This is a genomic window from Kocuria rhizophila DC2201, from assembly GCF_000010285.1.
GTDB classification, from domain to species: domain Bacteria; phylum Actinomycetota; class Actinomycetes; order Actinomycetales; family Micrococcaceae; genus Kocuria; species Kocuria rhizophila_A.
The window spans coordinates 1,542,356-1,565,377 of sequence record NC_010617.1 but is presented as its reverse complement, the minus strand read 5'-3'; the positions used below and the strand labels follow the sequence as shown (position 1 = coordinate 1,565,377).

The 23,022-nt window shown below is 72.1% G+C and carries 20 protein-coding genes; 17 read left to right on the top strand and 3 right to left on the bottom strand.

Annotated features, from left to right (window positions below; all coding sequences use genetic code 11):
• Positions 1–8: 8 nt before the first annotated feature.
• The 12 genes from dop (at position 9) to KRH_RS06740 (ending at position 14,239) form a co-directional block, all read left to right on the top strand.
• Positions 9–1,718 (top strand): depupylase/deamidase Dop, encoded by a 1,710-nt coding sequence (dop, locus tag KRH_RS06795; protein WP_105590598.1) that lies wholly within the window; start codon positions 9–11, stop codon positions 1,716–1,718.
• Positions 1,719–1,852: 134 nt separating this feature from the next.
• Entirely contained in the window at positions 1,853–2,059 is a 207-nt protein-coding gene (locus tag KRH_RS06790) for a ubiquitin-like protein Pup (protein ID WP_012398454.1), read from the top strand.
• Between the two features lie 4 nt (positions 2,060–2,063).
• Positions 2,064–3,473 (top strand): Pup--protein ligase, encoded by a 1,410-nt coding sequence (pafA, locus tag KRH_RS06785; protein WP_012398453.1) that lies wholly within the window; start codon positions 2,064–2,066, stop codon positions 3,471–3,473.
• 115 nt (positions 3,474–3,588) lie between these two features.
• Positions 3,589–4,584, top strand: coding sequence for an FKBP-type peptidyl-prolyl cis-trans isomerase (locus KRH_RS06780; RefSeq protein ID WP_041297370.1), 996 nt, complete (start codon positions 3,589–3,591; stop codon positions 4,582–4,584).
• 64 nt (positions 4,585–4,648) lie between these two features.
• Positions 4,649–5,044 carry an FKBP-type peptidyl-prolyl cis-trans isomerase gene (locus KRH_RS06775; RefSeq protein ID WP_012398451.1) on the top strand — a complete coding sequence of 132 codons (396 nt, stop codon included), beginning with the start codon at positions 4,649–4,651 and terminating at the stop codon, positions 5,042–5,044.
• Complete coding sequence (locus KRH_RS06770) at positions 5,045–7,252, top strand: WYL domain-containing protein (protein WP_012398450.1); 2,208 nt, start codon at positions 5,045–5,047, stop codon at positions 7,250–7,252. It begins immediately after the preceding gene.
• A 25-nt stretch (positions 7,253–7,277) separates the two neighbouring features.
• The gene (locus KRH_RS06765) at positions 7,278–7,661 is read left to right on the top strand and encodes a hypothetical protein (protein WP_012398449.1); all 384 of its coding nucleotides are present in this window, start codon (positions 7,278–7,280) and stop codon (positions 7,659–7,661) included.
• A complete protein-coding gene (gene tatA, locus KRH_RS06760) occupies positions 7,642–8,070 on the top strand; it encodes a Sec-independent protein translocase subunit TatA (protein WP_012398448.1) in 429 nt (142 codons plus the stop codon). The genes KRH_RS06765 and tatA overlap by 20 nt, the downstream gene beginning before the upstream one ends.
• Positions 8,071–8,285: 215 nt before the next feature.
• Positions 8,286–9,098, top strand: a complete 813-nt coding sequence (tatC, locus tag KRH_RS06755) for a twin-arginine translocase subunit TatC (protein ID WP_012398447.1) — start codon at positions 8,286–8,288, stop codon at positions 9,096–9,098.
• A 161-nt stretch (positions 9,099–9,259) separates the two neighbouring features.
• Positions 9,260–12,085 (top strand): DEAD/DEAH box helicase, encoded by a 2,826-nt coding sequence (locus KRH_RS06750; RefSeq protein WP_012398446.1) that lies wholly within the window; start codon positions 9,260–9,262, stop codon positions 12,083–12,085.
• 49 nt (positions 12,086–12,134) lie between these two features.
• Complete coding sequence (locus KRH_RS06745; protein ID WP_012398445.1) at positions 12,135–13,310, top strand: amidohydrolase family protein; 1,176 nt, start codon at positions 12,135–12,137, stop codon at positions 13,308–13,310.
• 188 nt (positions 13,311–13,498) lie between these two features.
• Positions 13,499–14,239 (top strand): polyprenol monophosphomannose synthase, encoded by a 741-nt coding sequence (locus tag KRH_RS06740; RefSeq protein ID WP_041297369.1) that lies wholly within the window; start codon positions 13,499–13,501, stop codon positions 14,237–14,239.
• A 121-nt stretch (positions 14,240–14,360) separates the two neighbouring features.
• On the opposite strand, the gene KRH_RS06735 is transcribed toward KRH_RS06740, so the two are convergent.
• From KRH_RS06735 to KRH_RS06725, 3 genes are all read right to left on the bottom strand, one after another.
• On the bottom strand, positions 14,361–14,696 hold the full coding sequence (locus tag KRH_RS06735; RefSeq protein WP_012398443.1) for an RNA polymerase-binding protein RbpA: 336 nt from the start codon (positions 14,694–14,696) through the stop codon (positions 14,361–14,363).
• A 93-nt stretch (positions 14,697–14,789) separates the two neighbouring features.
• Positions 14,790–15,995: an SPFH domain-containing protein gene (locus tag KRH_RS06730; protein WP_012398442.1), complete on the bottom strand. Its 1,206-nt coding sequence runs from the start codon at positions 15,993–15,995 to the stop codon at positions 14,790–14,792.
• 170 nt (positions 15,996–16,165) lie between these two features.
• Complete coding sequence (locus KRH_RS06725) at positions 16,166–16,660, bottom strand: NfeD family protein (RefSeq protein ID WP_012398441.1); 495 nt, start codon at positions 16,658–16,660, stop codon at positions 16,166–16,168.
• A gap of 325 nt (positions 16,661–16,985) precedes the next feature.
• Here KRH_RS06725 and KRH_RS06720 point away from each other — a divergent pair, with 325 nt between their 5' ends.
• The 5 genes from KRH_RS06720 to KRH_RS06700 all read left to right on the top strand — a co-directional run bounded on the left by KRH_RS06720 (position 16,986) and on the right by KRH_RS06700 (position 23,001).
• A complete protein-coding gene (locus KRH_RS06720) occupies positions 16,986–17,906 on the top strand; it encodes a DUF2382 domain-containing protein (RefSeq protein WP_012398440.1) in 921 nt (306 codons plus the stop codon).
• A gap of 265 nt (positions 17,907–18,171) precedes the next feature.
• A complete protein-coding gene (gene thrS / locus KRH_RS06715; RefSeq protein WP_012398439.1) occupies positions 18,172–20,328 on the top strand; it encodes a threonine--tRNA ligase in 2,157 nt (718 codons plus the stop codon).
• Positions 20,325–20,900, top strand: a complete 576-nt coding sequence (locus tag KRH_RS06710) for an HIT family protein (RefSeq protein ID WP_012398438.1) — start codon at positions 20,325–20,327, stop codon at positions 20,898–20,900. The genes thrS and KRH_RS06710 overlap by 4 nt, the downstream gene beginning before the upstream one ends.
• A 46-nt stretch (positions 20,901–20,946) precedes the next feature.
• Positions 20,947–22,260 carry a Mur ligase family protein gene (locus tag KRH_RS06705; protein ID WP_012398437.1) on the top strand — a complete coding sequence of 438 codons (1,314 nt, stop codon included), beginning with the start codon at positions 20,947–20,949 and terminating at the stop codon, positions 22,258–22,260.
• Between the two features lie 9 nt (positions 22,261–22,269).
• A complete protein-coding gene (locus KRH_RS06700) occupies positions 22,270–23,001 on the top strand; it encodes a type 1 glutamine amidotransferase (RefSeq protein WP_012398436.1) in 732 nt (243 codons plus the stop codon).
• Positions 23,002–23,022: the final 21 nt, after the last annotated feature.

The window sequence follows — 23,022 nt, the reverse complement described above, 5'->3', positions numbered from 1 at the left end:
GTCGGATCATGGGCAGCGAGACCGAGTTCGGGGTGCTCGCGCAGGGCCACCCCGGGGCCAACGCCACGGTGCTCTCCACGCGCGTGGTCACCGGCTACGCCGCCTGGGTGGCACGACGCCGCTCGGAGACCGCGCGCGCCGGTGACGGCGGGCGCGGGGCCGGCGGAAGCGGCGTCGTCGGCACCGGCTGGGACTACGGGTCCGAGACCCCGCTCGCGGACGCGCGCGGCTTCACGGTGGCCCGCGAGGCCGCCCACCCGTCCCAGCTCACGGACGAGGCGCCCGTGCTGAGCGCGGAGGAGATCGCCGCCGAGGCGATCAGCGAGTCCGCGATGTACACCGAGGACATGGACTGGCGCCGGGTGGTCATGAACACCGTGATCCCCAACGGGGCGCGCGTGTACGTGGACCACTCCCACCCCGAGTACTCCTCCCCGGAGGTCACCACGCCCCTGGACGCCCTCACGTGGGACGCCGCCGGGGACGTGGTCGCGCACCGGGCCGTGGAGCTCCTCGCCGAGCAGGCGCCCGGCACGGACGCACCGCCCGTGAATCTGTACAAGAACAACACCGACAACAAGTCCGTGTCCTACGGTGCCCACGAGAACTACACCGTGGACCGGGCCGTGCCCTTCGAGCGGATCACCGCGGCCCTGCTGCCGTTCTTCGCGTCCCGCCAGGTGGTCTGCGGCGCGGGGCGCGTGGGCCTGGGGGCGGACGGCTCCCGCCCGGGCTTCCAGCTGAGCCAGCGCGCGGACTTCTTCGAGCGCACGGTGGGCCTGGAGACCACGATCCACCGCCCCATGGTCAACACCCGGGACGAGCCGCACGCGGACGACTCCCGCTACCGCCGGCTGCACGTGATCATCGGGGACGCCAACCTCTCCCACACGGCCACGCTGCTCAAGTTCGGGACCACGTCCCTGGTGCTGAACCTCGTGGAGCACGACCGCGTCCCGGACCTCGAGCTCGAGGACCCCGTGGCCGCGCTGCAGGCCATCAGCCACGACCCCACCCTGGCCACCACGGTGGCCCTGCGGGACGGCCGGCAGCTCACGGGGGTGCAGCTGCAGCGCGCGTACCTCGACGCCTGCACGCGGCTGGAGCACGAGCTCGCCCCCGAGGGGCTGGACGAGGACACCGCGCAGGTGCTCGCCCTGTGGGACGAGGTGCTCACCGACCTCGCCACGGATCCCGCCCGCCTGGCCGACCGGTTGGACTGGGCCGCCAAGCTTGCCCTGCTCAACGCCTACCGGACGCGCGACGGACTCGCGTGGGACGACCCCCGGCTCGTGGCCATCGACCTGCAGTACGCGGACGTGCGCCCGGACAGGGGGCTCTACCACCGGCTCGCGGCGTCCGGGCGGATCCGCACGCTCGTGGACCCGCAGCGGATCGCCGCGGCCGCGGACGAGCCCCCGTGGGACACCCGCGCCTACTTCCGCGGCACGGCGGTGTCCCGGTACCCGGACGCCCTGGTGGGCGTGGGCTGGGACACCGTCAGCGTCAGCTTCCCCGGGATCCGCCGGGGCGCGCGGATCGCCATGCCGGAGCCGCGGGACCTCACCCGGGAGGTGTGCGAGGCGTGGTTCGCCACCCCGGACGTCGAGCAGTGGGCCCGTGAGGTGGCCCGGCACCGGCCCGGGCTCGTCACGGGCAGCGACATCGGACCGCCCGGCGGCCGGCCCTCCGGTCGGCCCGGCCCGAGAGGCCGCTGAACGACCGCCCCGGCCCTGAGGCACCCAGCCGCGGACGGCGGCGCGCAGATCCGGGCGGACCGGGAGCGGGGCACCCGCACGAGCCCCGGCCACCCACCAGCACCAGCACCAGCACCAGCACCACAGGAGGACACATGGCACAGGAACGCATCTTCGGCACCGGCTCCCGGCGCGAGGACGAGCCCGACACCCCCGCCCCCGTGGACCCGCCCGTCTCCGGGGCCGCCCAGGCGCAGCGGGATATGCAGGGCACCGACGACCTGCTCGCCGAGATCGACGGCGTGCTCGAGACCAACGCGGAGGCCTTCGTCAAGGGCTTCGTCCAGAAGGGCGGTCAGTGACGCCGTGGACCGCAGGATCTACGGCATCGAGACCGAGTTCGGCCTGACCCACAGCGCCCCCGAGGGCCCAGCGCTGAGCGCCGACGACGCCGCCCGGCGGCTGTTCGCGCCCGTGCTCGCGTGGGGGAGGGCCTCCAACGTGTTCCTGCCCAACGGCGGGCGGCTGTACCTGGACGTGGGCTCCCACCCCGAGTACGCGACCGCCGAGGCCGCCACGCTGCACGACGTCGTCGCCCAGGACGCCGCGGGGGAGCGGATCGTGGACGAGCTGCGCTCCCGGCTCCAGGAGAGCCTGGACGCCGAGGGCGTGCGCGGGACCGTGCACCTGTTCAAGAACAACGTGGACTCCGCGGGCAATGCGTTCGGCTCCCACGAGAACTACATGATCGCCCGCAGCACCGAGTTCTCCCGGCTGCTCGGGCACCTGCTGCCGTTCCTGGTGACCCGCCAGATCCTCGTGGGCGCCGGGAAGGTGCACCCCTCGGGGCCGCCGGCCTTCGGTGCGTTCGCACCGGGCGACGGCGCCGCGAGCTACTCGTTCTCGCAGCGCGCGGACCACATCTGGGAGGGGTCCTCCTCGGCCACCACGCGCTCGCGGCCCATGATCAACACCCGGGACGAGCCCCACGCGGACGCGCAGCACTACCGCCGGCTGCACGTGATCACGGGGGACTCGAACATGTCCCAGACCACCACGGCCCTGAAGATCGGGGCCACGGACCTGCTGCTGCGCATGATCGAGGCCGGGCAGATCCTCCCGGACCGCACCCTCGCGGACCCCGCCTCGGCGCTGCGCCAGGTCTCCCACGACCTCACGGGCACCGCCCGGCTCGCACTGGCGGACGGCTCCTCCCGCACCGCGCTCGAGCTGCAGCACGAGGTGCTCGAGGCGGTCACGCGCTTCGTGCAGCGCCACGGGGCGCACCACGACCGCGTCCCGTGGGTGCTGGAGCTGTGGGAACGGGGACTGCGCGCCGTGGCGGAGCAGAACGCCTCGCTCGTGGACCGGGAACTGGACTGGGCCGTCAAGAAGAAGCTGCTGGACGCGTACGCGGCCTCGCACGGCATGGACCTCTCCCACCCGCGCCTCGCGCAGCTGGACCTTGCCTACCACGACACCTCACCGACGCACGGGCTGTTTCACATGCTCGAGCGCCGGGGGGCCGTGGAGTCCTTCGTGTCCCCGCAGGACGTCTCGCGCGCCGTGGGGCAGGCGCCGGAGACCCGGGCCAGGCTGCGGGGACGCTTCGTGGCCGCGGCCCACGCCGCGGACGTGAACCACACTGTGGACTGGGTCCACCTCAAGCTCAACGGCCCCCACTCGCAGCGCATCAGCATGTGCAAGGACCCGTTCGCGACGACCCAGCCGGACGTCGAGGAGATGATCCGGGACCTCGCGGCCGGTGCCGTCTGAGCGTCCCGCACCGCCGCGGCGCGCCCCGTTCCGGGGGCTTTCCCAGCCGCGACCCACACGAGTCCTCTACATTGGACCCGAGCCACGCCCCCCGTTGACGAAAGGTCACCACGTCTTGCGCAAGATCATCCCCGTCGGCGCCGCCGCCGTCACCCTGTCCCTGCTGCTCACCGGTTGCGGTTCCTCCGGGTGGGACTCCGTGGAGCTCTCCGGAGAGCCCGCCGCGGGCAAGGCCCCGTCCGTGTCCTTCGAGACCCCGCTGAAGGTCGACGAGGCGCAGACCAAGGTGCTCAAGGCTGGCGACGGCCCCGAGATCGACGCCGGGGACAACATCATGCTCCAGGCGGCCCTCTACAAGGGCTCCGACGCGTCCTCCCTGGGGGACACCTACAGCAAGGGCGGCGGGCAGGTGCTCACGGTCAACGACCAGCTCAAGGAGTCGCTGCCGCAGATGTACGACGCGCTGACCAACGCCAAGGAGGGCGAGATCATCGCGTACAGCTCCCCGGAGACCAGCGGCAAGGCCGCGGACGGGGACGACTCCACCTCGGTGGAGGTCTACCAGGTGACCAAGAAGCTGGAACCGGCCCTGAACGGGACGATGAAGACCCCCTCCAAGGGCATGCCCAAGGTCACGCAGGACGACAAGGGCAAGCCCACCATCGCGAAGCCCTCCGGGCCGGAGCCCACCAGGCTGCAGACCGACGTGCTGATCGAGGGCGACGGTGAGACCGTGAAGTCCTCGGACACCGTGGTGGCCAACTACGTGGGCGTGCGCTGGGCGGACGGAAAGGTCTTCGACTCCTCCTACGACAAGGGCACCCCCGTGTCCTTCCCCCTCGACGGCGTGATCGCGGGCTGGAAGGAGGGGCTGGCGGGCAAGAAGGTCGGGTCCCGCGTGGAGATCGTGATCCCCACGTCCAAGGCGTACGGCACGGCCAAGGAGCTCGGCAAGGACGCCAAGTACCCCGCGGGCTCCCTCGTGTTCGTGGTGGACGTCCTGGGTCGCACGGACACCCCGGACGCCGCGAAGCAGGGCGCGTCCTCCGCGACGCCGAAGGACTCCGCGAGCGGCGAACCCTCCCCGAAGGCGTCGTCCTCCGGGAAGTGATCCCGGCTAGACTTGGCCACCGGCGCGGCCCCGCCCAGGGGGCCCATGACGAAAGGTAGAGCCCGTGTCGTTCGGACAGCGCAAGCTTGATCGTTCCAAGCCGGAGATCGACTTCCCCCAGGACCCGGTGCCCACCGAGCTGCGGATCACGGACCTCATCGAGGGCACCGGCCGGGAGGCCGTGCCCGGCACGGTGGTCTCGTGCCACTACGTGGGCGTCACCTACTCGGGCGGCGAGGAGTTCGACGCCTCCTGGAACCGTGGCGAGCCCCTGGACTTCACGGTGGGCGTGGGCCAGGTCATCCAGGGCTGGGACCAGGGCCTGCTGGGCATGAAGGTGGGCGGGCGGCGTCGTCTGGAGATCCCCTCCGAGATGGCGTACGGCAAGCGCGGTGCCGGGGCGCAGATCGGCCCCGACGAGTCCCTCATCTTCGTGGTGGACCTGCTCGACGTCCGCTGAATGCCGTCCCGCACCGGTGAGTCGGCCCGCCGTTCCACCACGGCCTCGGCCGAACGCCTCCTGAACCTGCTGATCGCCCTGCTGGACCGCGAGTCCGGCTACACGCGCGAGCAGCTGCGGGCGATCGTGCCCGGCTACGACCGCGCGGGCAACCAGGACGCCTTCGAGCGGATGTTCGAGCGGGACAAGGCGCACCTGCGCTCCCTGGGCTACCCGGTGGAGGAGATCCCCGACGACGACCCCTGGGCCTCGGACGCGCAGCTCACCCCGCGCTACCGCGTGCCCCGGGGCTCGTACCGGCTCCCCGAGGTGCGCTTCAGCGCCGAGGAGTCCGCGGTGCTCGCCGTGGCGGCCGGGGCGTGGAACGACGCCGCCCAGGACCGTCTCGCGCGCCGCGCCCTCGACAAGCTCGAACCCGCCCTGAGCTCCGAGGCCACCCCGGGCCGGGACGTGCAGCCCACCGTGGCGGTCGCGGACCCGGCGTTCGAGCCGCTGCTCTCGGCGGTGCTGTCCCACCGCACGGTGCGCTTCGACTACGTGGACCGCACCGGTGCGTACTCCCGCCGCACGGTCCAGCCGTGGGGGGTGGGCTCCCGCTACGGTGCGTGGTACCTCGCGGGCTGGGACACGGACCGCGGCGCGCAGCGCACGTTCCGGCTCTCGCGCATCATCTCCGAGGTGGACGTCACCCGGGACAGCTTCGACCCGCCCCGGGACTTCTCGATGGGCGGGCAGCTCGCCCGCATGGTCAGCCAGCCCCCGCGGCTGCGCGTGCTCGTGTTCATGCGGGAGGGCGCGGGGCAGCTGCTGCGGCGGATCGCGGCGCCCGCGGCGTCGACGTGCTGGCGTGCACCCGAGGGGTTCGACGCCGTGGAACTGGCCGTGCACGACACCGAGTCCGCCGCCGAGCACGTGTGCGCGGCGGGACCGGACGCGTGGGTGCCCCGCGAGCCCACCGCGCCCGAGCCGTGCGCGTCCACCGTGGACGAGGGCATCCAGGCGGCCGTCGCGGAGGCGGTGGCCCGACGGCTCGAGGAGGCCCGGGCGTTCCAGGCGCGCATGCCCGGCGTGCACGTGCAGTGGGGCAAGCAGCGCCGCCAGGGTGCCGCCAAGGCGAGCACCGAGCACCACCTCGCGCGGCTGCTGCACATCGTGCGCCACGTCTACGCCCACCAGGGCGCCGAGCTGGAGGAGACCGCCCGGCACTTCGGGATCACGGACGCCGAGCTGATCAGCGACCTGCAGACCCTGTTCGTGTGCGGACGCCCAGGGCACCTGCCCGACCAGCTCATCGACGCCTCGTGGGACGACGGCCACATCTACCTGGGCAACGCGCAGGAGCTCTCCGAGCCCGTGCGCCTCACGGTGCCCGAGGCCAGCGCCCTGCTCATGGGGCTGCAGACCCTGCAGGCGGTGCCCGGCGGCGACAGCCGCGTGGTGCGCTCGGCCATGCAGAAGGTCGCCACCGCAGCGGACGCCCTGCCGCTCGCGGACGCGCTGGCCGCGCCGGAGGGCGACGCCGCCGCGGAGCCGCGGGACACCGAGCTCGTCGCCGAGCTGCGGCGCGCCATCGCGAACGGACGCCGGGTGCGCCTGCGCTACGTCGTGGCCTCGCGCGACGAGGTCACCGAGCGGCTCGTGGACCCCGTGCGGATGATCCTCTCCGACGGCCACCAGTACCTGCGGGGCTGGTGCCTGCAGGCCAACGGTCCCCGCACGTTCCGCGCGGACCGGATCGTGGGCTGCGAGGACGCCGGGGAGGCCGCGGTGCACCCCCGCATGGACTCCGAGGTCCGCTCGAGCATCCAGCCCGCCAAGCGCCGCCCGGTGCAGGCCGTGGTGGTCACGGACCGCCGCGGCCGGTGGATCGTGGAGCACTACCACGCCAAGCGCTCCGTGGAGGTCGAGGTGCCGGGCACCGCGTCCCCGCACTCCGCCGACTCCACGGTGGGCGTCTCCGAGGCCCCTGACCGGCACCCGGCGAACTCCCAGCCCGGGGGCGCGGCGCGGGGCCGGGCAGCCCGGGGCCCGCGTCCGCTGCCCGAGTTCGTGGCGGCGGAGGTGGACTTCCCCACCCTGGACGCCCTGTCCTCCCTGGTCACGCGGCACGCGGGCCACGTGGGGGTGGTCTCGCCCCCGGAGGCCGTGGCCGCGGTTGAACAGTGGCTGAACACGAGCGGCGCGGGGGAGGCATCGGGGCGGTCGTAGGGCCGGGGCGCCTATACTGGGGGCCATGCTCTGGTGGATGTGGGTCGTGCTGTGGACCGTGCTGGTCCTGGCCTCCGCCGCATTCGTCGGCGGAATGCTCTACCGGCTGCTGACACGGCAGGTCCTGCCCGCACTGGACGAGCTCGAGACCACCGCGGACGGCTTCTCACAGCGGTGGAACGCCGCCGTGGAGGGCCACCCGGCGCCGCTGCGCACCCCCGCACCACCCGCCATGTTCACCCCGGTGAACGACACCCGAGCCGCCTACCGCAGCGGCCGGGACCAACGACAGACGGCTCGCCTCATCCGCCGGATGCAGCGCAAGGACGCCCAGGGACTGCCGCAGCGCTACCGGGACGTCCTGCGAGCCGAACAGAAAGGACTCCGCCATGTTCGGTCGTCTGGCTGACAGCCCCCTGACCCTCATCCTGATCCTCGTGGTCGTCCTGCTGCTCTTCGGGGCGCCCAAGCTCCCCGGGATGGCGCGCAGCCTGGGCCAGTCCATGCGCATCTTCAAGTCCGAGGTCAAGGAGATGAAGAAGGACGACGAGCCCAACGTGACCGTCAACGGCCAGCCCGTTGCGGACGGCCAGCCGGTCGCCGGTCAGGCCCCCGCGCAGCCCGCCGCTCAGCAGACCACGGTCCAGCAGCCCGCCCAGCAGGCTCCGCAGACGGTGCAGCCCACCGGCCAGCCGGCCGCGCAGCAGCCCGCCCAGCCCCAGGCCCCCGCGCAGCCCGCGGCCCCGGTGCAGCAGCCGGGCCAGCCGGTGGTCCAGGACACCACCCCGGTGCAGCCGGACCAGCGGCCCACCGCCTGAGTCCCTCGTTCAGCACCCGCGTGACCCGGGGCCGAGCCGCACGGCTCGGCCCCGGGCCGTCACCGGCCACGCAGGCAGTCCGCGGGTGAGCACCCGTCCAGAGAAGGCAGGCAGTCATGTCCAGCACGGACCCCGAGGCGCCCACCCGCTCCGCCCGTGAGGCGCGCCGGGCCCGGCGCAAGGTCACGTCGCGCCGCGCCAACCCCCAGGCGCAGATGGCGCTCAAGGAGCACCTGCGAGAGTTCCGCAACCGGCTGATCAAGTCCGCCGTGGCGACCGTGCTCGGTGCGGTGCTGGGCTTCATGGTCTACGAGCCGTTCATGCAGTACATCACCGAGCCGCTGCAGCGCCTCGCGGACTCTGGGCGCACGGCCACCATCAACTACTCCTCCGTGGGCGGCTCCTTCAACACCATGGTGGAGGTGGCTGTGGTTCTCGGGCTCATCTTCGCCTCGCCCGTGTGGCTCTACCAGCTGTGGGCCTTCATCACCCCGGCGCTGCACAAGAACGAGCGCCGCTACGCCATGGGCTTCCTGGCCGCCTCCATCCCGCTGTTCCTGGGGGGATGCGCCATGGCCGTGGCCGCCCTGCCCGCCGCGGTCTACGCGCTCACGGCCTTCACCCCGGAGGGCGGAGCCAACTTCGTGGAGGCCGGGATCTACCTGCGCTTCTTCCTCCAGCTCATCCTCACGTTCGGCATCTCGTGCGTGGTGCCCGTGCTTCTCGTGGGGCTCAACATGATGGGCCTGCTCTCTGGGCGCGCCGTGCTGAAGTCCTGGCGCGTGGTGGTGGTGGTCGTGCTCGTGGTGGCCGCGATGGCCGCCCCCGGGCCCGATCCGGTGACCATGCTCTACCTGGCCATCCCGCTGCTCGTGTTGTTCTTCGTGGCCGTCGGGCTGTGCCTCTACCTGGACCGGCGCCGGGCCAGGAAGCGGCAGAAGCAGCAGGCCGCCACCGGCGCGAGCGCGGACCGGGGGACCTCCGCGGATGAGCTGCGCTCCCTCGGCAGCACGGCCGCGGAGAGCTGAGCCGCCGCCGGACCGCGAACCCCGGCACTGCCGTTGGTGGCGCGGAACGGTCCGGGCCCGCGGTCCCGCCCGTGCGGCGTCGTGCCCCGCCGCGGTCACGAGCGCTGCCCGCGGCTCCCGGCCGCGTGAGCGGTGTCGGGGCCACCGCGTAGGCTGGGCGCATGTCTTCCCCCGCCGAACGGTACACGGCCGCCAAGGCTCGCGCGGCCCACGCCTCCACCGAACTCGCGGCCTTCGAGCACACCCTGGACTTCGAGCTGGACCCCTTCCAGACCCAGGGCTGCCGCGCCCTGGAGGAGGGCCGGGGAGTGCTCGTGGCGGCCCCCACGGGGGCGGGCAAGACCGTGGTGGGGGAGTTCGCCATCCACCTGGCTCTGCAGCAGGGGAGGAAGGCGTTCTACACCACCCCCATCAAGGCGCTGAGCAACCAGAAGTTCCACGAGTTCTCCCGGCGCTGGGGCTCCGACCGCGTGGGCCTGCTCACGGGGGACACCTCCGTGAACTCCGAGGCGGACGTGGTGGTCATGACCACCGAGGTGCTGCGCAACATGCTCTACGGCGGCTCGGCCACCCTCGACAACCTGGGGTTCGTGGTCATGGACGAGGTGCACTACCTCGCGGACCGCTTCCGCGGCGCGGTGTGGGAAGAGGTGATCATCCACCTGCCCGAGCACGTGCAGCTGGTGTCCCTGTCCGCCACGGTGTCCAACGCGGAGGAGTTCGGTGCGTGGCTGGACGACGTCCGCGGCAGCACGGACGTGGTGGTCTCCGAGCACCGCCCGGTCCCGCTGTGGCAGCACGTGCAGGTGGGGCCGCAGCTGATGGACCTGTTCGTGGACGACACCACGGTGGAGGAGGCCGCTCAGCGCCACTCGGACAGGCACCGGGAGGAGCCCGCGGTGAACCCGGAGCTGCTGCGGCTCTTCCGCACCCAGCACCCCCGCGGCGGTCGCGCCGGTGGCCGCGGCCCCGGGCACCGCGGACGACGCCGCGGCGGGCGCCAGCAGGAGCCGCGCACCGCACGCCAGGACCGCATCTCCCGCCCGCACCTGCTGCGCCGGCTGGACGCGGAGGCCATGCTGCCCGCGATCACTTTCATCTTCTCCCGCGCGGGGTGCGACGCCGCGGTGGCGCAGTGCGTGGCCGCAGACCTGTGGCTCACCACACCGCAGGAGCAGCGCACCATCAAGGCGTTCGCCGCGGAGGCCACCGCGCACATGTCCACGGCGGACCTCGCGGCCCTGAACTACGAGGACTGGTACCACGGGCTGATCCGCGGTGTCTCCGCCCACCACGCGGGCATGCTCCCGGTGTTCAAGGAGGTCGTGGAACAGCTGTTCTCCGAGGGGCTCATCAAGGCGGTCTTCGCCACCGAGACCCTCGCGCTGGGCATCAACATGCCCGCCCGCTCCGTGGTGCTCGAACGGCTGGACAAGTTCAACGGCGAGGCCCGGGTGGACATCACCCCGGGGGAGTACACCCAGCTCACGGGCCGCGCGGGGCGGCGCGGGATCGACGTCGAGGGCCACGCCGTGGTGCTGTGGCGGGACGGGATGAACCCCCAGACGGTGGCGGGGCTCGCGTCCACCCGCACGTACCCGCTGAACTCCAGCTTCCGTCCCACGTACAACATGTCCACCAACCTGATCGCCCGCTACGGCGCCAAGCGCTCGCGCTCCATCCTGGAGACCTCCTTCGCGCAGTTCCAGGCGGACCGCTCGGTGGTGGGGATCGCCAAACGGGTGCGCTCCCAGGAGAAGACCCTGCAGGCCTACCGGGAGGCCATGTCCTGCCACCTGGGGAACTTCGAGGAGTACGCCCGGCTGCGCCGTGAGCTCGGGGCGGAGGAGAAGTCCGCCAGCAGGTCGCGCACGGCGCGCCAGCGCAACGACGCCGCCGTGGCCCTGCAGGACCTGCTGCCCGGGGACGTGATCGAGATCCCGCAGGGGCGCAACGCCGGTTGGGCGGTGGTGCTCAGGGCCGATGCCCACCCCTTCGACCCCCGCCCGCACATCCTCACCGTGGACGGCAAGCTGCGACGGGTGGGCGTCAACGACCTCGACGGCTCCCTCGCGCCGGAGTCCAGGATCCGGATCCCCAAGAACTTCTCGGGCAAGGCCCCGAAGGAGCGCCAGGACCTCGCCGCCACCGTGCGGGCCGCGCTGCGCGAGCACCGCCCGGCGCGCACCGACTCCGGCGGGCGGGGCATCCGCTTCGACCGTGGCACGTCCGCGCGGGACCACCGGATCGAGGACCTGAGGCGGCGGCTGCGGACCCACCCGTGCCACGGCTGCTCCGACCGCGAGCAGCACGCCCGCTGGGCCGAGCGCGCGTGGAAGCTGGAGAAGGACACGCAGGGCCTGCGCAAGCAGATCGCGGGCCGCACGGGCAGCATCGCCGCCACCTTCGACCGCGTGTGCGCGGTGCTCGCGCACTTCGCCTACCTCGAGCAGGACGAGAGCGGGCAGCTGCGGCCCACCGCTGCGGGGGAGCAGCTGCGCCGACTCTACGGTGAGCGGGACCTGCTGCTGGCCCTCTCCCTGCGCGACGGCTTCCTCGACGGGCTCGACGCCCCCGGGCTCGCCGGGGTGATGACCGCCCTGGTGTACCAGCCGCGGCGCGAGGACCAGGGCACCCGGCCCCGGCTGCCCACCGCCGCCATGGACGCCGCGGTGCAGACCCTGCTGGAGAACTGGTCCGTGCTCTCGGCCCGCGAGGCCGAGCACCGGCTGCCCCTCACGGCCGTGCCCGAGCTCGGCCTCGTGGAGGCCATGCACCGCTGGGCGCGGGGGGCCACGCTGACCCGCACGCTCACGGGCACGGACCTCGCGGCCGGGGACTTCGTGCGCTGGGCCAAGCAGACCATTGACGTCCTGGACCAGCTGCGCGGCGTGCACGGGCTGGACCCCGCCCTGCGGGACACGGCCCACGAGGCCATCGAGGCCGTGCGCCGCGGCGTGGTCGAGTACAGCGTCTTCGAACAGTAGTCAGCGTCCGGCGGGGGTCAGCACCCCGCGCCGGACGGGAGGGAAGCACATGAGCGCAGCACAGCCGAGCACCCGGGTCTGGACCAACGGATCCGTGTACTCACCGGCGGACCCGTTCGCCACGGCCATCCTCACGGAGGGCCCCACCGTGGCGTGGGTGGGTTCCGACGACGCCGCCCGGGCCATGGCGGGGCCCGGCGCCGAGGTCGGGGACCTGCGCGCCGCCGTGGTGACCCCGGCGTTCGTGGCGCACTGCCGTGTGCCCGACCCCGGGGCGCCCGCGGCCTCCCTGCCCGGCACGGCCCAGGGCTACGGCGCGGTGGAGCTGCTCGGGGCGGACCTCGAGGCCCTGGCCGACGCCGCCGCACGAGTCCGCGCGGACGGCGCACGCGCCCTGCCGGTGCTCGTCCGAGCCGCCACCGGGGACGCGGACATCGACCCGTCCGCGCTGCCCTCCCCGGCTCTCGGCCTCGAGCTGCCCGGTGGGCACCACGGCGCCGAGCTGGCCGCGGCGGTGCGGGAACACCTGCAGGCCTGCACACGGGCCGGGATCCAGGCGGTGCTCGTGCTGGGTTCCGACGCGTCCGGCGGACAGGGCGCGGCCGCCTCGCAGCAGCTGACCGGCGAGGTGACGGGCCCTGCGGAGGACGCGAGCGGCGTCGTCGACACCGTGCTGGACGCCGTGGCCGAGGCCGCCGAACGGGTGGGGGAGCGGGCGTTCCGCGCGCGCGGACACCGCCTCGTGGGTGTCGGTGCGCTCCGCGAAGAGCAGTGCGAACGCCTGGCCACCCTGGGGCTCACGCTCTCGTGCCACGCCGGAGCCGCACCGTTGCGGGACCTCTCCCGGGCGGGGGTCCCGGTGACCCTCATCAGCGCGCAGGACAATCCGTGGCGCACCGTCAAGGCGGCGCTGGAGGCCCCCCACGAGCGGCTGCGCACGTCCGCCCGCGCCGCGTTCCTAGCCATGACGCGGGGCGCGTGGCGCGCCCACCCGGACAGCGCCCCGCTGGCGGGGCAGCTCGCGCCCGGCGCGGAGGCCACGCTGGCCGTGTGGGACGCCGAGTCCGTGGTGGTCCAGCAGGCCCAGGGCACGGGGGCCTCGTGGAGCACGGACCCCCGGGCCCGCACGCCCGTGCTGCCCGCGCTGGACGACTCCCGCCTGCCGCGCTGCGAGGCCACGGTGGTGGCGGGCGAGCTCGTGAGCGGGCAGAGCCCCCGGCCCTGAACCGGTCACCCCGTGTTGGCCCTGACCTCCCCTGAGGTTAGACTGAGTTCTTACTGCCGGGTGGGTCCATCCGTCCTTAGAAAACAGAGAACGACCCCGCGTCCTCTCTGGTCCGAAGGCGGATGGGCCTGCCCAGTGGTCTGTTCGGGCTCGGACGCCCGGCTACGTGCGGCATGAAAGGACGCCCGGTGCGAGTTCTCACCATCATCCCCACCTACAACGAACGCGAGTCGCTGCCCACCGTGATCACGCGGCTGCGGGCGGCCGTCCCGGAGGCCCACGTGCTGATCGCGGACGACAACAGCCCCGATGGCACCGGGGACCTCGCGGACTCGCTCGCCGCAGCGGACGGCAACATCCACGTGCTGCACCGCGCGCGCAAGGAGGGGCTCGGCCCCGCGTACCTCGCGGGCTTCGCCTGGGGACTCGAGCGCGACTACGACGTGCTCGTGGAGATGGACGCGGACTGCTCCCACCAGCCCGAGCAGCTGCCCCTGCTCCTGGACGCCGTGGAGCGCGGTGCGGACATGGCCATCGGCTCCCGCTACGTGCCCGGGGGCCGCACCGAGAACTGGCCCCTGCAGCGCCAGCTCATCTCCCGCGGCGGCAACCTCTACTCCCGAATCCTGCTGGGTACCTCCATCCACGACATCACGGGCGGGTTCCGCGCCTACCGTGACACCACCCTGCGGGCCCTGGGCCTGGACACCGTGGAGTCCCGCGGCTACTGCTTCCAGATCGACCTCGCGTGGCGCGCCGAGCGTGCCGGACTTAAGATCGTGGAGGTGCCCATCACGTTCGTCGAGCGCGAGGAGGGCGTGTCCAAGATGAGCAACGACGTCACCGTGGAGGCCGCCACCAGCGTGGCGAAGTGGGGGCTGTGCGCGCGCGCCGAGACGCTGGCCCGCAAGCTCCGGCTCCGCGGCTGAGTCCCGTCAGCCGGGACGGACGTCCCCGGCGGCGCCGCGAGCGGCACCGCACCGTGCCGCGATCGTGGAACGGCCCCCGTCCTCTGGGAGGACAGGGGCCGTCGTCGTCGCGGGGCGCGGCTCAGAGAGCGTGCTGCTCCTTGAAGAACTCGAGCCGCTGCTGCAGGGTCTCCTCGAGCTCCTCCACGCTGCGGCGCTCGAGCAGCATGTCCCAGTGCGAGCGCTGATGCTTCTCGTTGGGGTTTTCCGGCTTCTCGCCGTTGACCAGGATGGCCTCCTGGCCGGTCTTGGTGGTCCACACCGGGGGGATCTCCGCCTCGGCGGCGAACATCACCGACACGGACTCGCCGTCCGCGGTGCGGTACTCCACGCGCTGGCGCGGGGCCGGTTCCACACCCGCTTCGGTCTCCATGGACTGGGAACCCAGGCGCATGCCCCGTAGGCTGCGATCACTCACGCAACGATCCTTCCTGACGTACTCTCACTCGACCCCGGTGCTCGCCACGCGGGCCGGCACCGGGCCGACTCCTTCAGAGGGCACAACGGCACCTCAGCGGGTTTCATTCCCGGGGCGGGGGTCCTGCCCGGTCTCCGGGCCGACGTGGCGTGCCGAGGAGCCGTTCTCCGGCGCGGATCCGGGGGTGCCGCCGGCCACGGGACCCGCCGCGGGGTCCCCGAGGTGCGGGTCCCCGGCCTGCTCGGCGAGGGGGGACGAGTAGGGGGAGTCGGGCATCTCGAACTCGCGCGGGTCGGTGAGGGACAGGTCCGGTTCCAGATCCTCCTCGGTGACCTTCACGGTCTCGTGCTCCACGATGGGCTCGTCCACCGGGGCGCCCGGGGCGGCGTCCGCCTCCTCCCACGAATCGTCCTCGGGAGAGTCCGAGGACCCCGGGTTGAGGTAGGAGCCCACGCCGCGCAGCGCGGTGCTGAGCTCGGCGGGGATCATCCACACCTTGTTGGCGCTGCCCTCGGCCACCTTGGGCAGGGTCTGGATGTACTGGTACGCGAGCAGCTTCTGGGTGGGCCTGGCACGGTGGATCGAGTCGAAGACCTTGGCAATGGCCTGGGCCTCGCCGTCCGCGCGCAGGATCGCGGCCTTCGCGTCACCCTCGGCGGAGAGCACCGAGGCCTGGCGCGAGCCCTCGGCGGTGAGGATCTGGGACTGCTTCTCGCCTTCGGCGGTGAGGATCGCGGCGCGGCGGTCCCGCTCGGCGCGCATCTGCTTCTCCATGGAGTCCTGGATGGACGGCGGAGGGGTGATCTCCTTGATGTCCACGCGGGAGATGCGGATGCCCCACCGGCCGGTGGTGGAGTCCAGCACGCCACGCAGCTCGGCGTTGATCTTGTCGCGGGAGGTCAGCGTCTCCTCGAGGTTCAGCCCGCCCACCACGTTGCGCAGCGTGGCGCTGGTGAGCTCGTCCACGGCCTGGATGTAGTTGGTGATCTCGTAGGTCGCGGCCCGGGGATCGGTGACCTGGAAGTACACCACGGTGTCGATGCCGACCACCAGGTTGTCCTCGGTGATCACGGACTGCGCGGGGAAGGGGACCACCTGTTCACGCAGGTCGATCAGCGGCAACAGGCGGTCGATGAACGGGATCAGGAAGTGCAGTCCGGGATTGAGCGTGGCCTGGTACTTGCCGAGCCGCTCCACGATGCCCGCGCGCGACTGCGGGATGATCCGCACCGCCTTCACGAGCGCAACGACCGCGGCGAGCACCACCACGACCAGCAGGATGAGGATGATGAGTGACATGGTGTCCTTTCGGTGGGGGCCGGTTTCCCCCGGGAGCCGGGGCTGGCCCGGGGCGGTTCGCGGCGGCGTCGTCCGGTGCTGTGCCGGGGTGACGCCGCCGGGTCGGGTCGGGTGGGCGGGGCTGGCTCTCTCGGCGCCGGTCCGCCCGGGAACGGGCCGGGGCAGGTCAATCAGGGGTGCGCGCGGCGCCCGGTGTCGGTGGGCTCAGTCCGGGCCGGGGCGACGTCCGCGACCACGGCGGTGGCACCGTCGATGCGGTGCACCCAGGCGTCCGCACCCTCGGACAGTTCAGCACCGGCGGCGCAGCGGGCGGTCCACACGTCACCCTCGAGCCGCACGAGCCCGCTGCGCTGGGAGACCGGCTCGAGCACGGTGCACGGCAGGCCGATCAGGCGTTCGGTGTTCGAGCGCGTGTTCGGCGTGGAGCGGTTGAGCCGGCGCAGGGCAAGGGGGCGGATCAGGAAGATCAGCAGCACCGAGACCACGGCGAAGAGCACCACTTGAACGGTGAAGCTGTCCAGCACCAGGCTCACCCCCGCGGTCACGAGCGCCGCGATGGACATCATCAGGAACAGGAAGTCCAGGGTGAGCATCTCGATGGCTGCCAGGGCCAGCATGATGATCAGCCAGAAGATCCAGGGGTTGTTGACCAGTGCATCCCACACGTCGGGGCTCCGTCCTGTGCGCCTGTGCCGTTTTCGTGTGAATCGCCCGGACGGTTGCCGAGAGTCCACCGCGCTTCGTGCTCCCCATTGTGCCCTACGCCACCGCCGCGCCCCGGGATCCCGGCGGCGCGCGGGGCGGTCACCACACGAGCGGAAGCCTGAGGCGCAACGGCACGCCGGTTTTCCCGTGAGAGAAATCGATGGCCAAGCGTTCTGATGGCCGTAATATGAATCACGAAGCCGGACCGCACACCCATTGCGGGTGCGGCGGCCTTCGGTGCACAACCGTGCGCCGCTAGCAGAGACTTACTGAGGAGTTAATGCGATGTCCACGTTCGACGTAAATGCAATTCTGTCCAGCACGGCTTACGGCTCCGACGGCGACAAGATCGGCAAGGTCGAGCAGGTGTTCCTGGACGACAACTCCGGCGATCCGACGTTCCTGACCGTGAACACCGGTCTGTTCGGTGCCAAGGAGAACTTCGTTCCCGTGAAGGGCGCCCGTCAGGACGGCGACCGTGTGGTCCTGCCCTACACCAAGGATGTCATCAAGGACGCTCCGAAGGTGGACGCGGACCAGCACCTGTCCCCGGCTGAGGAAGAGGAGCTGTACCGCTACTACGAGATGAACTACGACGACGGCCGCGCCGCGGGTCACGACCGTGACCGCAACGCCGCCGCGGGCACCGCCGGTGTCGCCGGCACCGCCGCGGGCGAGCGCCGTGCGGACGACGCCGCCGACCGCGACCGCCTCGCTGCGGACCGCGATCGTGACGTCACCGACCGCGACCGCGCCGATGCAGGCCAGGACCGTCACGTCGCCGCCGGTGAGAACGCCTCCGTGACCCGTCACGAAGAGCAGCTCCACGTGGACACCCAGGAGCGCGAGGCCGGCCACGCCCGCCTGCGCAAGTACGTGGTGACGGACCACGAGACGGTCGACGTCCCGGTCGAGCGCGAAGAGGTCACCGTGGAGCGCACCCCGCTCAACGGCACCGAGGCCCACGCGGGCACCGGCCGGATCGGCGAGGAAGAGGTGGACGTCACTCTCCACGAGGAGCGCCCCGTCGTCGAGAAGGAAGCCGTCGCCGTCGAGGAGGTCGGGCTGAACAAGCAGACCGTCCGCGAGACGCAGCGCGTCGAGGCCGACGTCCAGAAGGAACAGGTCGACGTCGAGACCGATGTCGATCGTGACGGCCTCGGCCGTGACGATCTCGGCCGCGACGGCGAGGCTCCCCGCCGCTGACGCCGTCCGCGCGAGTGACCTCGCGTTAGCGCTGGAGGGTGCGTTCCGGGCTGCGGCCCGGGGCGCACCCTTTTTCCGTGCCCGGTGCTGGCCCGGCGTGAGGTGATTCACGGTCTCCCCGGGAGGCGGTGGGCCCTGCTCTGCCGCCCCGCGCGCCGGTGGGCGGTAGCATCGTGGAGGTCACGGGTGCGCCGCCACGGCGCGCGCCCGGGACGCCCGCCCCCGGTACGGGCGGGCACCCACAGAACTGACGAGGAGATTCACCATGACGGACGCCCCAGCCCTGCAGCTCACCGTGGACGGCGAGAGCCGCACCGCCGAGCCGGGCACCACCGCCGCCGAGCTCTACACGGAGCAGCGGGACGTGGTGGTGGCGCACGTCAACGGTGTGCTCAAGGACCTCTCCACGCCGCTGGCGGACGGGGACGTGGTGGAGCGCGTGCTGGTGAGCGAGCCCGAGGGGCTCGAGGTGCTGCGCCACTCCACGGCCCACGTGATGGCCCAGGCCGTGCAGCAGCTGCGCCCGGACGCCAAGCTGGGGATCGGGCCGTACATCACGGACGGGTTCTACTTCGACTTCGACGTGGCCGAGCCGTTCACGCCGGAGGACCTCAAGGCGCTCGAGAAGTCGATGCTGAAGATCGTCAACAGGAACCAGATCTTCCGCCGTCGCACGGTCACCGAGGACGAGGCGCGCGCGGAGATGGCCGACGAGCCGTACAAGCTCGAGCTCATCGACCTCGCCGGCGGCCCGGGCTCGGGTGCCGTGGACGAGTCCGCGGAGGGTGCCTCCGTGGAGGTGGGCGGCGGCGAGCTGACCGTCTACGACAACGTGGACCGCAAGAGCGGGGACGTGGTGTGGCGCGACCTGTGCCGCGGCCCCCACCTGCCGGACACCAAGCACATCGGCAACGGCTACGCCCTGATGCGCTCGGCCGCCGCGTACTGGCGCGGGGACCAGCGCAACGAGCAGCTGCAGCGTATCTACGGCACGGCCTGGCCCTCCAAGGACGAGCTGAAGGCCTACAAGGAGCGCCTGGCCGAGGCCGAGCGCCGCGACCACCGCAAACTGGGCGTGGAGCTGGACCTGTTCTCCTTCCCGGACGAACTGGGCTCCGGGCTGCCGGTGTTCCACCCCAAGGGCGGGATCATCCGCAAGGAGATGGAGGACTACTCCCGGGAGCGCCACGCGCGCGCCGGCTACGAGTTCGTCTACACCCCGCACATCACCAAGGGCCACCTGTACGAGGTCTCGGGGCACCTGGACTGGTACCGGGACGGGATGTTCCCCCCGATGCACGTGGACGAGGAGCGGGACCCGGACACGGGGGAGCTGACCAAGCCGGGCCAGGACTACTACCTCAAGCCCATGAACTGCCCCATGCACAACCTGATCTACCGCTCGCGCGGGCGCTCCTACCGGGAGCTGCCGCTACGGCTGTTCGAGTTCGGGGCGGTGTACCGCTACGAGAAGTCCGGCGTGATCCACGGGCTCACGCGCGTGCGCGGGATGACCCAGGACGACGCCCACATCTACTGCACCCGCGAGCAGATGAAGGGGGAGCTGACGAACACCTTGAACTTCGTGCTGTCCCTGCTCAAGGACTACGGCATGGAGGACTTCTACCTGGAGCTCTCCACCAAGGACCCGAACAAGTTCGTGGGCTCGGACGAGATCTGGGACGAGGCCACGCGCACCCTGCGCGAGGTCGCGGAGGACTCCGGGCTGGAGCTCGTACCGGATCCGGCCGGTGCCGCGTTCTACGGGCCCAAGATCTCCGTGCAGGCCCGGGACGCGATCGGGCGCACGTGGCAGATGTCCACCATCCAGCTGGACTTCAACCTGCCCGAGCGCTTCGACCTGGAGTACCAGGCCTCGGACGGCTCCCGCCGGCGGCCCGTGATGATCCACCGCGCGCTGTTCGGCTCCGTGGAGCGGTTCATGGGTGTCCTCACGGAGCACTACGCGGGGGCGTTCCCGGCGTGGCTGTCCCCGGTGCAGGTCCGTGCCATCCCCGTGGCCGAGGCGTTCAACGACTACCTGGACGAGTTCGCCCAGACCCTGCGCGAGCGCGGGATCCGGGTGGAGGTGGACACCTCCTCGGACCGTTTCCCCAAGAAGATCCGCACGGCGTCCAAGGACAAGATCCCGTTCGTGGTCATCGCCGGTGGCGAGGACGCCGAGGCCGGCACGGTGTCCTTCCGCTTCCGCGACGGCTCCCAGCACAACGGGGTGAGTCAGGCCGAGGCCGTGGAGCTGATCGCCCGCCACGTGGCCGAGCGCTCCAACGAGAACCCCACGGCCCCGACAGAGCAGGACGTGGTGGTCGGCGAGACCGTCGTGGAGGACCCCGCGACCTCGGAGCCCACCGCGCTGCCGGGCCAGGCCGCGGGCGACGCCGGGACGACGGGCCCGCGGTGACCGAGCGGGACGCCGCGGCGTCGGGCGGGGACGGTGTGACACGGGACGAGTTCGAGGTCCCGGGGGTTCCGGACGGCTTCCAGCGGCTGTGGACCCCGCACCGCCTCGCGTACGTGCGCGGTGAGGACACCTCGGTGGAGCAGCCCCCGGGCTGCCCGTTCTGCAACGCTCCCGAGCGCTCGGACGAGGACTCGCTGATCGTGCACCGGGGCGAGCACTGCTTCGCGGTGCTCAACCTGTTCCCGTACAACCCCGGCCACGTGCTCGTGTGCCCGTACCGCCACGTGGCGGAGCTGGATGAGCTCACGGACGAGGAGCTGTGGGAGCTGAACACCCTCACCCGCACGGCGGTGCACGTGATCCGTGAGATCGCCCACCCCGCCGCGTTCAACGTGGGCCTGAACCTGGGCTCCGCCGCGGGCGGCTCCCTGGCCGAGCACCTGCACCAGCACGTGGTGCCCCGCTGGACCGGGGACGCCAACTTCATGCCCGTGATCGCCCACACCAAACCGCTCATCCAGACCCTGGGCTCCACCCGCGAGGACATCGCCGCGGCCTGGCCCCAGGACTGACCCCGCCCGTGCGATAGCCCTCTTGCCGTCGCACCCGCCCACCAGGATGGAGACCATGTCCCGACCTCTCGTACGCGTCCTCGGCCAGGGGGTGCGCTGGGCCACGAGCCTGCGCGGCGGTGGTTCCGCGTTCCCCGGCCTGTTCATGGAGAAGCTGCACCCCGGCTTCGTGGCGGAGGAGCTCGCCCAGCTGCCCCGCGGCGTGGTGGTGATCAGCGGAACCAACGGCAAGACCACCACCACCAAGATGACCGTGCAGCTGCTGCGCTCCCAGGGGTTGCGCGTGTTCACCAACCGCACGGGCTCCAACTTTGTGCGAGGTGTGGCGGCGTCCCTGCTCGCGGAGATGGACGCGTTCGGCCGCCTGGACGCCGATGTCGCGGTGCTCGAGCTCGACGAGGCCCACGCGGTGCACTTCGTCAAGCAGGTGCAGCCCCGGATCAGCCTGCTGCTCAACGTGATGCGGGACCAGCTGGACCGCTTCGGGGAGATCGACATCACGCGCCGGATGCTGCGTCAGGTGGCCCGCGCCACCACGGAAACCGTGGTGCTCAACCGTGAGGACCCGCGGATCGCCGGTCTCGCCGAGGACCTCCCGGAGGGCACGGCCGTGTCCTGGTTCGGGCTCTCTGACGCGCTGCGGCCCACGTTCCCGTCCGATGACGACATGCGCGAGGGCCTGCGCCAGGTGGACCCGGGGGAGCAGGACTCCGAGGTGCCCTCCGCCCGGCGCCCGGACGCGGACGTCGTGCTGGAGGCGGTCAACGCCCGCAGCGTGGAGCTGGACGTGCGCGGCACGAGCCACGAGGCCACGGTGGACCTCTACGGCGTCTACAACCAGTACAACGCCGCGGCGGCCCTGGCGGTGAGCCTGCAGGTGCTGGGGGACGACGCCGACGTCCCCGCCCTGGTGGCCGAGCTCGGCAACGTGACGCCCGCCTTCGGCCGCGGCGAGACCATCACGGTGGAGGGCAAACCCCTGCAGCTGCTGCTCGTGAAGAACCCCGCCGGGTTCCGGCTCTCCCTGGCCTCCGCGTCCGCGCAGGCCTACGCCACGATGATCGCGATCAACGACCAGTACGCGGACGGCCGGGACGTCTCCTGGCTGTGGGACGTGGACTTCGACAGTCTGCGCGAGGGCGGGGTGGACGTGGTCTCCGGCGTGCGGGCCTGGGACATGGCGCTGCGCCTGGACTACGACCTCGTGCACGTGGGCGAGGTGGAGCCGGACCTCGAGGACGCCCTGACCCGGTTCATCGCGCAGTCCGGGGACCGCCCCATGCGCATCTTCTGCACCTACACGGCCATGCTGTCCCTGCGCAAGATCCTGGGCGGCATGACGCACGTGGCCGCCATCTAGGAGGACTCCGTGGCTGAGAACACCACCGGGCCGCTGCGCATCGTGCAGCTCTACCCCCGGGACATGAACATCTACGGCGACTGGGGCAACACGCTGACCCTCAAGCGCCGTGCCGAGCGCTACGGTCTGGACACCGAGATCGTGGACTACGATCCGGGTGACCCGTGGCCCGAGCACGCCGACCTCTTCGTGGGCGGCGGCGGCCAGGACTCCGGGCAGTTCCGCGTGGCCGAGGACCTCGCGGCCGTGGCACCCCGGCTGCACAAGGCCGTGGAGCGCGGCGTGCCGATGCTCGCGATCTGCGGTCTCTACCAGCTCTTCGGCCGCAGCTTCCGCACCGGGGCGGGGGAGACCCTGCCCGGGATCGGGATCTTCGACCTCGAGACGGTGGCGGGCACCGAGCGGCTGATCGGCAACATCGTCACAGAGTCCCCGGAGCTGGGCCGGATCGTGGGCTACGAGAACCACTCCGGTCTCACCCACCTGGGGGCGGGCCAGGAGCCGCTGGCCAGCGTGGTCTCGGGTGCCGGCAACAACGGCGAGGACGGCACCGAGGGCGCGCGCACCCGCAACGTGCTCGGCAGCTACCTGCACGGCTCCCTGCTGCCCAAGAACCCGCGCGTGGCGGACTTCCTGCTCGGCCAGGCCCTCGCCCTGCGCGGGGAGTCCCTGCCGGAGGTCGGCCCCGACGACACGCTGGCGGAGCGCGCCCGCGAGGTCGCGGCCTCCCGGCCCCGCTGACGGACCGGCGGACGACGACGC

Excerpts from the sequence above, each read along its gene's own strand:
- KRH_RS06790 (WP_012398454.1), top strand. The coding sequence starts at position 1,853 with ATGGCACAGGAACGCATCTTCGGCACCGGCTCCCGGCGCGAGGACGAG.
- KRH_RS06720 (WP_012398440.1), top strand. The coding sequence starts at position 16,986 with ATGTCCACGTTCGACGTAAATGCAATTCTGTCCAGCACGGCTTACGGC.
- KRH_RS06770 (WP_012398450.1), top strand. The coding sequence starts at position 5,045 with ATGCCGTCCCGCACCGGTGAGTCGGCCCGCCGTTCCACCACGGCCTCG.
- thrS (WP_012398439.1), top strand. The coding sequence starts at position 18,172 with ATGACGGACGCCCCAGCCCTGCAGCTCACCGTGGACGGCGAGAGCCGC.
- tatA (WP_012398448.1), top strand. The coding sequence starts at position 7,642 with ATGTTCGGTCGTCTGGCTGACAGCCCCCTGACCCTCATCCTGATCCTC.
- KRH_RS06745 (WP_012398445.1), top strand. The coding sequence starts at position 12,135 with ATGAGCGCAGCACAGCCGAGCACCCGGGTCTGGACCAACGGATCCGTG.
- KRH_RS06750 (WP_012398446.1), top strand. The coding sequence starts at position 9,260 with ATGTCTTCCCCCGCCGAACGGTACACGGCCGCCAAGGCTCGCGCGGCC.
- tatC (WP_012398447.1), top strand. The coding sequence starts at position 8,286 with ATGGCGCTCAAGGAGCACCTGCGAGAGTTCCGCAACCGGCTGATCAAG.
- dop (WP_105590598.1), top strand. The coding sequence starts at position 9 with ATGGGCAGCGAGACCGAGTTCGGGGTGCTCGCGCAGGGCCACCCCGGG.
- KRH_RS06765 (WP_012398449.1), top strand. The coding sequence starts at position 7,278 with ATGCTCTGGTGGATGTGGGTCGTGCTGTGGACCGTGCTGGTCCTGGCC.
- KRH_RS06730 (WP_012398442.1), bottom strand. The coding sequence starts at position 15,995 with ATGTCACTCATCATCCTCATCCTGCTGGTCGTGGTGGTGCTCGCCGCG.
- KRH_RS06705 (WP_012398437.1), top strand. The coding sequence starts at position 20,947 with ATGGAGACCATGTCCCGACCTCTCGTACGCGTCCTCGGCCAGGGGGTG.